This window comes from Pseudomonas sp. BF-RE-21 (assembly GCF_019947305.1).
In the GTDB taxonomy this organism is placed as follows: Bacteria; Pseudomonadota; Gammaproteobacteria; order Pseudomonadales; family Pseudomonadaceae; genus Aquipseudomonas; species Aquipseudomonas migulae.
Genome location: NZ_JAGYGF010000001.1, coordinates 283,398 through 296,155 on the forward strand (window position 1 = coordinate 283,398; position 12,758 = coordinate 296,155).

Annotated in this window: 11 protein-coding genes; 3 read left to right on the top strand and 8 right to left on the bottom strand. The window is 59.7% G+C overall.

Translation table 11 applies throughout. The annotated features are described in order from the left end of the window. Positions 1-200: 200 nt before the first annotated feature. On the top strand, positions 201-2,150 hold the full coding sequence (locus KGB25_RS01345; protein WP_223413660.1) for a BCCT family transporter: 1,950 nt from the start codon (positions 201-203) through the stop codon (positions 2,148-2,150). A 202-nt stretch (positions 2,151-2,352) separates the two neighbouring features. On the opposite strand, the gene choV is transcribed toward KGB25_RS01345, so the two are convergent. The 3 genes from choV to KGB25_RS01360 form a co-directional block, all read right to left on the bottom strand. After that, a complete protein-coding gene (gene choV, locus KGB25_RS01350) occupies positions 2,353-3,531 on the bottom strand; it encodes a choline ABC transporter ATP-binding protein (RefSeq protein WP_008044794.1) in 1,179 nt (392 codons plus the stop codon). Next, on the bottom strand, positions 3,528-4,373 hold the full coding sequence (choW, locus tag KGB25_RS01355; protein ID WP_008033268.1) for a choline ABC transporter permease subunit: 846 nt from the start codon (positions 4,371-4,373) through the stop codon (positions 3,528-3,530). The genes choV and choW overlap by 4 nt, the downstream gene beginning before the upstream one ends. Before the next feature lie 77 nt (positions 4,374-4,450). Beyond that, a complete protein-coding gene (locus KGB25_RS01360) occupies positions 4,451-5,401 on the bottom strand; it encodes a choline ABC transporter substrate-binding protein (RefSeq protein ID WP_223434072.1) in 951 nt (316 codons plus the stop codon). A 437-nt stretch (positions 5,402-5,838) separates the two neighbouring features. Between KGB25_RS01360 and KGB25_RS01365 the strand changes: the two genes are divergently transcribed. Continuing rightward, a complete protein-coding gene (locus KGB25_RS01365) occupies positions 5,839-7,215 on the top strand; it encodes an L-serine ammonia-lyase (RefSeq protein ID WP_192416756.1) in 1,377 nt (458 codons plus the stop codon). Positions 7,216-7,733: 518 nt separating this feature from the next. After that, on the top strand, positions 7,734-8,837 hold the full coding sequence (locus KGB25_RS01370) for a GlxA family transcriptional regulator (protein ID WP_008033265.1): 1,104 nt from the start codon (positions 7,734-7,736) through the stop codon (positions 8,835-8,837). Here the strand turns inward: KGB25_RS01370 and aac(6') are convergent, their stop codons facing one another. The 5 genes from aac(6') to KGB25_RS01395 form a co-directional block, all read right to left on the bottom strand. Next, on the bottom strand, positions 8,838-9,284 hold the full coding sequence (gene aac(6'), locus KGB25_RS01375) for an aminoglycoside 6'-N-acetyltransferase (protein ID WP_223434073.1): 447 nt from the start codon (positions 9,282-9,284) through the stop codon (positions 8,838-8,840). A 54-nt stretch (positions 9,285-9,338) separates the two neighbouring features. Further along, a complete protein-coding gene (locus tag KGB25_RS01380; RefSeq protein ID WP_008033263.1) occupies positions 9,339-9,602 on the bottom strand; it encodes a hypothetical protein in 264 nt (87 codons plus the stop codon). 371 nt (positions 9,603-9,973) lie between these two features. After that, positions 9,974-11,137 carry a gamma-butyrobetaine dioxygenase gene (locus KGB25_RS01385; RefSeq protein WP_223434074.1) on the bottom strand — a complete coding sequence of 388 codons (1,164 nt, stop codon included), beginning with the start codon at positions 11,135-11,137 and terminating at the stop codon, positions 9,974-9,976. A gap of 13 nt (positions 11,138-11,150) precedes the next feature. Beyond that, positions 11,151-11,627 (bottom strand): thioesterase family protein, encoded by a 477-nt coding sequence (locus tag KGB25_RS01390; protein ID WP_223434075.1) that lies wholly within the window; start codon positions 11,625-11,627, stop codon positions 11,151-11,153. 129 nt (positions 11,628-11,756) lie between these two features. After that, complete coding sequence (locus tag KGB25_RS01395; RefSeq protein WP_223413616.1) at positions 11,757-12,722, bottom strand: L-carnitine dehydrogenase; 966 nt, start codon at positions 12,720-12,722, stop codon at positions 11,757-11,759. Between the last annotated feature and the right edge of the window lie 36 nt (positions 12,723-12,758).

Below are 12,758 nucleotides of genomic sequence, written 5' to 3' on the forward strand. Positions count from 1 at the left end.
ACCCCTACGCACTGGTGCTTAAGGGTTTCGGGCTTTTTTCGGGTTGTCTTTATATCACCCGCCGGTCGGCTGCCAACTAACCGATTGGTCGGGTAACGCGCTGCCTTGTGTTCTTCTCTCGCACTGCCTGGAGCATCTGTGCCATGAGTTCTGCCTCTCTAATAAAGACCCCGCCCGAGAAGGTGACGGTCAACGGTTGGGTGTTCTACACCTCTACCGCGCTGATTTTGCTGTTGACCGCCATTCTGATCATCGCCCCGCAAGAGGCTGGCAGATTGCTCGGTATCGCCCAGGCGTGGCTGTCCCGCAGCTTTGGCTGGTACTACATGGTGGTGATCGCCGCTTACCTGGTATTCGTGGTCGGCCTGGCGTTTTCGTCCTACGGCAAGCTCAAACTGGGCAGCAAGGACGACACCCCGGACTTCAGCTACGGCGCCTGGGCGGGGATGCTGTTTTCCTCGGGTATCGGCATCTCGCTGTTGTACTTCGGTGCGTCCGAGCCGCTGGATCACTACTTCAACCCGCCGGAAGGCGTGTCGGCCAGCAACCTGGCCGCGCGTCAGGCGGTACAGCTGACCTTCCTGCACTGGGGCCTGCATGGCTGGGCGATTTACGCCTTGGTCGGCCTGGCCGTGGCGTACTTTGCCTACCGTCACAACCAGCCGCTGGCGTTGCGTTCGGCGCTGTATCCGCTGGTCGGTGAGCGTTGGGTCAAAGGCGCGGCCGGTCACGCGGTGGACGGCTTCGGCATGTTCGTGACCCTGTTGGGTCTGGTGACGAACCTGGGGATTGGTTCGCTGCAAGTGTCGTCGGGCCTTGAAAACCTGTTCGGCATGGAACACAGCAACACCAACCTGTTGATCGTGATCATCGTGATGAGCACCGTGGCGACCATCGCCGCCGTGTCCGGCGTGGAAAACGGCATCCGTCGTCTGTCCAACCTGAACATCGTGCTGTTCAGCGGCTTGCTGATTTTCGTGCTGCTGTTTGGCCCGACCTTGCACCTGCTCAACGGCTTCGTACAGAACGTCGGTGACTACCTGAACGGCGTGGTGCTGAAGACCTTCGACCTCTATGTGTACGAAGGCGACAGTGAGAAGTCCGACCGCTGGTTGGGCCTGTGGACCCTGTTCTACTGGGCCTGGTGGATTTCCTGGGCCCCATTCGTAGGCATGTTCATCGCGCGTATTTCCCGTGGTCGTACCGTGCGTGAACTGGTGGCCGGCGTGCTGCTGATTCCGCTGGGTTTCACCCTGGCGTGGCTGTCGATCTTCGGTAACTCGGCCCTGGACCTTGTGATGAACCACGGGGCGGTGGAGCTCGGGAAGACGGCGCTGCAACAGCCGTCCATGGCGATCTACCAGTTGCTTGAGCATTACCCGGCGTCGAAAGTGGTGATCGGCGTGTCGATTTTCGTCGGTTTCGTGCTGTTCCTGACCCCGGCGGATTCCGGCGCGGTGATGATGGCCAACCTTTCGTGCAAGGGCGGCAACGTCGACGAAGATGCGCCGCACTGGCTGCGGATCTTCTGGTCCGTTGTGATCACCCTGGTGACCATCGGCCTGCTGTTCGCCGGTAACTTCGAAGCCATGCAAACCATGGTGGTGCTGGCCGGTCTGCCGTTCTCGGTGGTGCTGGTGTTCTTCATGTTCGGCTTGCACAAGGCCATGCGCCAGGACGTGCAGATCGAACAGGAGCAAGCGGAACTGGCGGCGCGCGGTCGTCGTGGTTTCAGCGAGCGTCTGACTCAGTTGGACCTGCAACCGAACCAGTCGATCGTTCAACGTTTCATGGACAAGCAAGTCAGCCCGGCGCTGGAAGAGGCCGTGGTGCAATTGCGTGGTAAAGGCCTGGACGTGCAAACGTTGCTGGGCAAGTCCAAGCGTTGCATGGGCGTGCGCATCGAGATGGAAGAGGGTAACCCTTTTGTCTACGAAGTGAGCCTGGACGGCTATCTGGCAGCGGCGAGCGACACGGTGTCGGCTGAAAGTGCCGATGAACCTCGCGCCCGTTACTACCGCGCCGAGGTGTACCTGCACAATGGCAGCCAGGACTACGACCTGATGGGCTTCACTCAGGATCAGATCACTCGTGACGTGCTCGATCAGTTTGAAAGCCATCGGCAGCTCCTTGGCCGGGTTTATAGCTAATAAGTTGTAAGTGACGCGGTGTTTCAGTCTGAAGCACCGCGTCGTGTTCTTCGCGGGCAAGCCTCGCTCCTACAGGTTTACGCTGGCCTTGTAGGAGCGAGGCTTGCTCGCGAAGGGGCCCGATGGGGCAATACACATCTCCCTCGATATCCCACAAACAAAAACGCCGCGATCCTGTCGCGGCGTTTTTGTGTGTGTTGCCTTACCCCAGGTTCTTGCCGAGCAGTGCGTGATACAGCTCGCTGTCGCCGAGAATCCCGACCACTTTGTTGTTGTCGTGCAGCACCAGTTTGTTGCCGGTGTGATAACGAATCTGCAGCGCATCGCGCATGCCGATGTTGGAGTCCACCAGCGTTGGGCGACGGCCCAGGCCTTCGACGGCTTGCCCCGGGATCCAGTTCTGCAGGTCCAGGCTCGCACCGTTCTGGCGTGCGCCTTTGATGGTGTTGCCTTCCGCCAGGTCCAGCCACGAATCGCCGCCCGGATCCAGGCAGACCGAACCGTTGATGCGCTTGCAGTTGTCCAGGGTGCGCATCAGGCTGCGACCGCACAAAACGTTCAGCGGATTGGTGTGGGCGACAAAGGTCCGCACATAGTCGTCCGCCGGGTTGAGAACGATTTCTTCCGGCTTGCTGTACTGGACGATCCGACCGTCTTTCATGATCGCGATACGGCTGCCCAGTTTCAGTGCTTCATCGAGGTCGTGGCTCACGAAGACGATGGTTTTGTTCAGCTTGCTTTGCAGCTCCAGCAGTTCGTCCTGCAGGCCTTGGCGGATCAATGGGTCGAGGGCCGAAAACGGTTCGTCCATCAGCAGAATGTCGGCGTCCATCGCCAGCGCGCGGGCCAGGCCCACACGTTGTTGCATACCGCCGGAAAGCTCGTTGGGTTTCTTGTTGCGCCATTGGGTCAGGCCCACCAGCTCAAGTTTTTCATCGACCAGTCGTTTGCGTTCCTTCTCCGGCCGACCCTGCATTTCCAGACCGAAACTGATGTTCTCGCGCACCGTCAGCCATGGCATCAGGGCGAACTTCTGGAACACCATCGCAATGCGCTTGGTGCGCATCATTTTCAGTTCTGCCGGGGTGCAGGAAGCGATGTCGATCTGCTTGCCTTCATGCTCGACGAACAGCTTGCCACGGCTCACGGTGTTGAGGCCGTTGATGCAACGCAGCAGGCTGGACTTGCCGGAGCCGGACAGGCCCATCAGCACGCAGATTTCGCCTTTCTCGATATCCAGGCTGGCCTTTTCGACGCCGACGATCTGCCCGGTCTTTTTCAGGATCTCGTTACGGGTCATGCCCTGGTCGAGAAGTTTCAAGGCTTCGCGCGGATCTTTGGTGAAGATCACGTCGACGTCTTCGAAGCGAATAATGCTCATGCGTCACCCCCTACTTTAGCGTCGGGTTGTTTGCAGATACGGTCGAGCATGATCGCCAGCAATACGATCGCCAGGCCTGCTTCGAAGCCCAGGGCGATATCAGCAGTGTTCAGTGCGTTGACCACGGGTTTGCCCAGGCCGTCGGCGCCCACCAGTGCCGCAATCACCACCATCGACAACGACAGCATGATGCACTGGGTGATACCGGCCGCGATGCTTGGCATGGCGTGGGGCAATTCAATCCGTGAGAGCAGCTGACGTCGCGAGCAGCCAAAGGCTTTGCCTGCGTCCATCAATTCTTCCGGGACATCGCGAATACCCAGGTAAGTCAGGCGGATAGGCGCGGCAATCGCGAACACCACCGTGGAGATCAGACCAGGGACCACACCCAGACCAAAGAGGGTCAAGGTAGGAATGAGGTAAACGAAGGTCGGTACGGTCTGCATCAGATCGAGCACCGGACGCATCAGGGTGTAGAACATCGGTTTGTGCGCGGCGACGATGCCCAGCGGCACGCCGATGACCACGCAGACCAGGGTGGCGAACAACACCTGGGCTAGGGTTTCCATGGTTTCCTGCCAGTACCCCAGATTGAGGATCAGCAGGAAGGAAGCGATGACGAAAGCAGTCAGCCCCCATTTTCGTTGAATAAAGTGTGCCAGTAGCGCGATGAGGCCGATCAATGCCAGCGGGTTGAACCAGGTCAGCGCAAAAGTCACGCCGTGGATCATCGTTTCCAGTGACACGGCGATTGCGTCGAAGGTGTTGGCGCCGTGTTGCGTCAACCATTCAACGAAGCCCGCGATGTACTGGCCTAGAGGTATTTTCTGATCAATCAGCATGGTAGTGAACGTCCGCATGCAAGGAAATAAACAGCCCGGGCGGGCTAGCCCGCCCGGCGTAAGCGGTGCTTCTTAATTCAAGGCTGCGCGAGCTTGGCTTTCACGGCGTCCAGGCCAGGTTTACCGTCAATGGTGGTCACGCCAGCGAGCCAGGTATCGAGCACCTGTGGATTCTTCTTCAGCCAGGCCTTGGCGGCCGCGTCAGGCTTCATTTTGTCGTCCAGGACGTTGCCCATCAGCGTGCTTTCCATGTCGAGGGTGAACACCAGGTTTTTCAGCAACTGTCCAACGTTGCTGCATTCCTGGGCATAACCCTTGCGGGTATTGGTGAAGATGGTCGCCTGACCGAAGTTGGGGCCGAAGAACTCGTCGCCGCCAGTCAGGTACTTCATCTTGAATCGTGTGTTCATCGGGTGCGGTTCCCAGCCCAGGAACACCACGGCGGTGTTGCGGCGCTGGGCGCGATCGACTTGCGAGAGCATGCCGGCTTCGCTGGATTCGACCACCTTGAAACCGGCGGCTTTCAAGCCGAAGGCGTCTTTGTCGATCATGCTCTGGATCAGACGGTTGCCGTCGTTACCCGGTTCGATGCCATAGATCTTGCCGTCGAGTTCTTTCTTGAACTTGGCGATGTCGGCGAAATCTTTCAGACCTTTGTTATACAACTCTTCCGGGACGGCGAGTGTGTATTTTGCGTTTTCGAGGTTGGCACGCAGGGTGTCCACGGTGCCGGCGTCGCGGTAGGCCTTGATGTCGTTTTCCATGGTCGGCATCCAGTTACCCAGGAATACGTCCATGTTCTTGCCGTCGGCCAGCGACTTGTAGGTCACCGGCACGGAAATCATTGTGGTTTTGGTTTTGTAGCCCAGGGCATCGAGCACGACGCTGGTGGTGGCGGTGGTGACAGTAATGTCAGTCCAGCCGACATCGGAGAAGTTTACGGTACTGCACTGAGCGGGTTCTGCGGCTTGAGCCAGTAACGGCAGACTCAGCATGGCGGCCAACAACAACGACGGGGAACCTTTCATGGATGGACTCCTTGGTGTTTTTTTTGGCAGTGTTCCGACTGTGGACCACCGCACTTATAGGTTGCGGTTGGATGGCGTTTTGGAGACAGCTCTACCACGGCGCCTTGCAATCGAGTCGATACGATCATGTACCAGTGAAAATCTGACGCCTACAGGGTGCGTCGTATCCAGTACAGGGATGGTCGCATCCAGTGTCGGTGACGTCGTTTACAGATTTTTTCAGCCCCGTTTGCCCACCTGAACCGCAAAAAAACGGCGAAAAAGCAGCGTAAAACGCACACGGCGCTGGTGGACAAGAGTGCGTCGGTACTGGACGTCGAGCGACACGGTAAAAGCCTGATGATGCAGCCATACCGGCGGATTGCAGCTTGAGCGTAGCAGCTCCGTCACCGGGCGCTTTTGCGCCTGGAGTTGGCATATCCAGGAGTTCGGCAGTAATGGCTATCAGCGTTTTCGACCTGTTCAAAATCGGCATCGGCCCTTCCAGTTCGCACACCGTGGGGCCGATGCGCGCCGCGGCGCTGTTCGTGCAAGGTTTGCGTGAACAGGGGCTTTTGGAGCAAGTGCGGCGTGTCGAGGTCCAGCTTTATGGTTCGTTGTCGGCCACCGGCATCGGGCACGGCAGCGACAACGCGGTGATCATGGGCCTGATGGGCGAATGGCCGGACGCGATCGACCCGTCGCAAATCGGCATCCGCATTGAAACCCTGCGCGAAACCCACACCCTGCTGCTGGACGGCCGCTTGCCGGTGCCGTTCATCTGGGCGCGGGACATGCGCCTGATCGACGAAAACCTGCCGTTCCATCCGAACGCCATGACTCTGGTCGCCGAAGGCGATGACGGTGAGCTGCATCGCGACACCTACTATTCCGTCGGCGGCGGCTTTGTCGTCGATGAAGCACAAGCTTCCAGCGGTGTGGTGGATCTGGATCGCACGGTGTTGCCGTACGATTTCTCCAGCGCCGCCGAGCTGCTCAGCCTCTGCCAGAAGCACAACCTGCGCGTGGCCGAATTGATGATGGCCAACGAGAAGGTCTGGCGCAGCGAAGACGAAATCCGTGCCGGCCTGATGAAACTCTGGCGGGCCATGCAGGATTGCGTCGAGCAAGGCCTCAAGCACGAAGGCATCCTGCCGGGTGGCCTGAACGTGCGCCGTCGCGCGGCCAAATTGCACCGCAGCCTGCAAGAACTGAACAAGCCCAACGTCATTGGCTCGACCCTGAGCGCGATGGAATGGGTCAACCTGTTCGCCCTCGCGGTCAACGAAGAAAACGCGGCCGGCGGGCGCATGGTCACGGCGCCGACCAATGGCGCGGCGGGGATCATTCCGGCGGTGTTGCACTACTTCATGAAGTTCAGCGAGGTGGTGACGGACGCCAACGTGGTCGACTATTTCCTCGGTGCCGCAGCGGTGGGGATTCTGTGCAAGAAGAACGCCTCCATCTCCGGCGCGGAAGTCGGTTGCCAGGGCGAAGTCGGATCGGCTTGCGCGATGGCGGCGGCCGGGTTGGCGGAGATTCTTGGCGCTACGCCGGAGCAGTTGTGCAACGCGGCGGAAATCGGCCTGGAACACAACCTCGGCCTGACCTGTGACCCGGTCGGTGGGTTGGTGCAGGTGCCGTGCATCGAACGCAACGCGATTGCCGCGGTGAAAGCGATCAACGCGGCGCAGATGGCGTTGCGTGGCGACGGCCAGCACTTTATTTCGCTGGACCGGGTGATCCGCACCATGCGAGATACCGGTGCGGATATGCATGACAAATATAAAGAGACATCGCGGGGCGGGTTGGCGGTTAGCGCGGTTGAGTGCTGAAACCGAGGCGATCCCATTCGCGAGCAAGCTTCGCTCCTACAGGGATCGTGCGGTGCTCTTGTAGGAGCGAGGCTTGCCCGCGAAGACGTCAGACCAGTCAAAACTGCGCGCTAAGTGAACACCGGATTGAAAACGCGCCACGTTTTGGCGCGTCGCTTACAGATAAGCGCATTGCTACACGTCAGGGATCCAACCCGGCCCTGACCGTCCGTCCCCTGTGCCTGCGGTGACACTCTTTCCGAAGTCGTCGCAGGCCTGTTCCCACAAGTGCTACCGATTTGCTCACACGCAACGCGGCAGAGCGCTTACCCCTGTGAATGCCACTTATAACCCCTACTCGTGACGCGGCTTATATAGACAGGCTGCGACGTCGTTTTCAGGAGTTATTGAACGCGTATTCAATTTTAGGCATGGCAATTGCTCTGTCATTACAAAGCCCGTCTCCCACGCGAGAACGATGGCAATAACAAGAGCCTCCGCCTGAGGCCATCACCTGCTTTGTGTGAGGAGATACCGCGATGACGACGTTCAACTCCGGGGCTCAACCCCAGAACCGTGCGCCTCAATCCATCGGCTTTCTGCTGCTGGACAATTTCACGCTTATTTCTCTGGCCTCCGCCGTAGAACCCCTGCGCATGGCCAACCAATTGTCCGGTCGCGAGCTGTATCGCTGGACCACGCTCACCGTCGATGGTGGTCAGGTCTGGGCCAGTGACGGTCTGCAGATCACCCCCGACGCCTCCATGCACAAAGCACCTTCCATGGACACCATCATTGTCTGCGGCGGTATCGGTATTCAGCGCACGGTAACTCGCGAACACGTCTCATGGCTGCAAAGCCAGGCGCGTCAATCCAAGCGTCTGGGTGCGGTCTGCACCGGCAGCTGGGCCCTGGCCTGCGCCGGCCTGCTGGACGGTTTCGATTGCAGCGTGCACTGGGAATGTCTGGCCTCGATGCAGGAAGCTTTCCCGCGTGTGGCGATGAGTACCCGCCTGTTCACCCTCGACCGTAACCGTTTCACCAGTTCCGGCGGCACCGCGCCGCTGGACATGATGCTGCACCTGATCAGCCGTGATCACGGGCGTGAACTGTCCGCCGCGATTTCGGAGATGTTCGTCTACGAGCGCATCCGCAACGAACAGGATCACCAGCGCGTGCCGCTCAAGCACATGCTCGGCACCAACCAGCCGAAGTTGCAGGAAATCGTCGCGCTGATGGAAGCCAACCTCGAAGAGCCGATCGACCTCGACGAACTGGCGGTATACGTCGCCGTGTCACGTCGGCAACTCGAGCGGTTGTTCCAGAAATACCTGCACTGCTCGCCGTCGCGTTACTACCTTAAACTGCGCCTGATCCGTGCCCGGCAGTTGCTCAAGCAAACGCCGATGTCGATCATCGAAGTGGCGTCGGTGTGCGGTTTCGTGTCCACGCCGCACTTCTCCAAGTGCTATCGCGAATACTTCGGCATTCCACCGCGTGACGAACGCGTAGGCTCCAACACCACGCAACAGGTGGCGATGATGCCGCTGCCGCAAGCATTGGTGCTGTCGCCGTTGTCCGGGCCGTTGTCGGCATTGAGTCAGGCGCGCAACGAGTCGACCTTCGCCAGCGTAAGGCTCTGATCAGAGCTGACGCCTGAAAAACACGACGCGCTCGGTTTCCTCGAAACCGAGCGCCTTGTGCGTCTCCTGGCTCGGCAGGTTATCGACGTCGGTGTCCGAGGCCATTTCCACGCAACCGCGTTCCCGTCCCCATTGCGCCACGTGTTCGATCAGTCGTGCGGCCACTCCATGGCGGCGCTGCTGCGGCACCACGTAGATACCCTCCAGGAACACCACCGGCGAGCTGTCGGTGCCATTGACGTAGTCGTGGCGCAATGAGGCTTCGGCCAGGCCGACGGGTTGCTCACCCGCGTCGTAGGCGACGAAGTTGATATAGCGTTGCGGCTGACGCAGCTGTTCGGCGATTTCGTCCCGATGCACCTGTTCCGAAGCATCAGGCCAGAGTGCCTGGCGCAAAGGCAGCCAGCCCGCTTGTTCGCCGGACTGGCAGTGTTGGATTCGGAACATCGGCGATCGCTTGTGGTGGTCAGGAAGCCACCACTCTAGCAAACCGCCGAAGTGTCAGGCGCGGTGGCTTTGTTGGTATTCAGCCAATGCCGGCAGCAGCTGCTTGTCGATAGCTTGACGCACTGCCGGCAGGATGGTCGCGCTGCTGGTGTACATCTGCTTGACCATGGTGCGCAGCACGGTCGCCCGTTCGTTGTTCAATCCTCTCACCGCGCACTCGCAAGCCTGCTCGGCGGTGGAGCCGTTCGGTACTTGAAAGCCCAACGATTTCAGCTGGCCCAACAGGTCTTCCTGGTCAATCAAATCGGCGTGCATCATGACGCAATCCTTCTTCAGGGAACGGTGTCGTGGTTCGATTCTCGTAGGGGCCGTTGGCGTCGGCAAGGACGATTTGTCGCAATGGCCGCAATACCTATGAACAGGTCGTTTTCGGCTAACTCGCAAGAGGGGAGAGTGGGCACACTGGATTCAGCTGGCTTCACGAAGGTTTGGTCACCCTCGCGCAACGGCTCCTCAACAGTACCCACCTCTGCCCCGATCCTGTCACGGCTTGATCGGGGTTTTTTTGCCTGTGAGTCAGGGAAATATGGGGTGTCTGTGCTGACGCCTTCGCGGGCAAGCCTCGCTCCTACAGAAGCCACGCTAACTCTGTAGGAGCGAGGCTTGCCCGCGAAAAACGATGACACGGTCTAGCGTTGTAGCACGAGGATCCGCGACAACAACTCATCCCGATCGACATAGCACCCCTGGAAATGCCGGGCACCACTGGCGGGATCAAACGCATTGCGCGCATGCAGCGTGCGACGGTTATCGAAGCACCACAACTCCCCGGGGTTGAGCCGTTGCATCAGCCTGAACCGCCCCTCGCGAGTCATGGCAATAAAGCGGCGATAAGCGCGGTACAACCTGGGCATCTCCTCCACCGACGCATCGAACGGCCCGCGCAAAAAGTTCGCCATACGAATTTCAGACACCTGTCCCAGTGCATCCAGAGCGATGACCGGCGCGAGGCAGCGATAGTCGCTGTGACGGTCCTTGTTGCGAAACTCCACGGGGATTTCGCACAGGGCCTTGAACGATTCGGGATCTTCCTCGCGCAGCGCTTGGGCGATGGCAAAACCGTCGACGAAAATACTCTCGCCACCGTCGGCGTCATTGACCAGGCAATGCAGAAATTGCAGCCCCGGTTGCAACTCGCGCGTCGGCAAGTCGCTGTGCAGCGGCAGGTTGAAAGCGGTGTAGGCGTTGCTGTCGGCATCGGCCTTGGATTGCACGTTGAACAGCACGCCGAAATTGCTCTCGCGGATGAAGGAAATCCGCTGGGCGATCAGCTTCAACGAACCGGGTTCGGTGGGCACGCCGCGCACTTGCGTCAGGCCGATATCGCGTACCGCCAACAGCCATTGCAACAAGGCGTCGTTGTCGTCCATCAGCGCTTGATAATCGAACACCGGCAGCGACAAGTCGCTTTTCCACAGACTGGATTTTGGCTTGCCGGCGCGGCGTTCGGCGCGGGACTCGTCGTCATAGGCGTGGGCCCGCAACCAGCCTGGATCGAAGCGGCTGAGGTGACCGTCCTGCCACTGGATGCAGAGGCAACCTTCAGGGTCGACGCTCGTCTCTGCGGGCATCAGGTCTGGCGCAACGTCGACGATTTCCAGCACCTGCTCACGGGTCACCGTGTAGACGCACTGCGGGCAAGGGCAGTTGTCACGCAACCACTGGTGATGGAAGGGGCTGACACGGTCATCGGCCCATTTCACGAGAACGCGATCCGCCAGGGCCTGCACGCCACTGAGCGCGCTGATCAACGGATAAGTACGGAAGTCAGCAAAAGCGGCGGCGGTGTTCATGGCGATCTCCTTGTTATTTTTTTGGGGGTAAAGCGATCACTCGGCCAATGTAGTCAGGGGTGGGCAGGTCGGTTTGTTGCGCAACGATGGCTTGCAGCTTGCCCAGCGTGTCTTCGCTGAACGGCGCGGAGCGGGGGCCGGCAAGGTCGACGTGCAGCAACATCTGCTCGTTGCCCGCCAGCTCTTTGTCGTCACCGACCAGGTGCAGGCTGTGATAGAGGTGCAGGCGTTTACTGTCGTGAGCGATGATCTGGGTGTGCACTTCTACGTCGGCGTCGAGCTTCACTTCATGCAGGTAATTGAGGTGCAGTTCGAGGGTGAACAGCGAATTGCCGCTGGCTTCGCGGTTGTTGCTGTCCATGCCCAGCCGGTCCATCAGCGCGTCGGTGGCGTAGCTGAAAATCAGCAGGTAAAACGCGTCGCGCAGGTGGCCGTTGTAGTCGACCCAGTCGGGGATGATTCGGGTTTGGTAGGTGGTCAGTGCGGGCATGTCGTCAAGTCCTGAAATAACGAGAACCTGTAGGAGCCAGCTTGCTGGCGATGGGCGCAACGCGGAGTTCCTGTCAAACCGCGTTGACCTCATCGCCAGCAAGCTGGCTCCTACAGAGATTGGCGGGGGTTAGTCGGCGAACGCCATCCCATGCTTCTCTTTGGTGGTCTTCACCGCCTCCAGCACCGCCAGCAGGCAGTCATCACGATAGCGCTCCAGCGCCGAAATGCTGTGTTTGCCCAACTGATCGCTGGTGCCATCCACCACATCATCAATCAGCTTGTCGGTCAGCTCCGGTGCCGGCAGATACGTCCACGGCAACTGCAACGCCGGCCCGAACTGTGCCATGAAATGGCGCATGCCTGCGTCGCCGCCCGCCAGGGTGTAGGTCAAGAAGGTACCCATGAACGACCAGCGCAGACCCGCGCCAAAGCGAATTGCATCGTCGATTTCACCGGTGGTCGCCACACCGTCGTTGACCAGGTGCAGGGCCTCACGCCACAGCGCTTCGAGCAAACGGTCGGCGATGAATCCCGGCACTTCCTTGCGCACGTGCAGCGGGCGCATGCCCAAGGATTCGTAGACTTTCATGGCCGCTTGTACTGCTTCCGGCGCAGTGTTCTTGCCGCCGACCACTTCCACCAATGGCAGCAGGTAAACCGGGTTGAACGGGTGACCGACGACGCAGCGTTCCGGGTGGGTCGAGCTCTCGTAGAACTCGCTTGGCAACAGGCCGGAGGTGCTGGAACCGATCAGAGCATTTGGTTTGGCTGCGGCGCTGATTTTGCTGTGCAGTTCCAGCTTCAGCTCCAGGCGTTCCGGCGCACTTTCCTGGATGAAATCGGCGTCGCGAACACACTCTTCGATGGTTGCGACAAAGCGCAGGCGATCCTGCGACGCGCCGGGTGCCAGGCCTTGTTTCTCCAGTGCGCCCCAGGCATTGGCGACGCGTTTGCGCAGCGCGGCTTCAGCGCCGGGCGCCGGGTCCCAGGCCACAACATCGAGGCCGTGGGCGAGGGCGCGGGACACCCAGCCGCTGCCGATGACACCGCTGCCCAGGGCGGCGAAGGTTTTGATATCAGTGATAAAGCTCATGGCAACTTCCTAAAAAATTCGGTGGACCCTGTAGGA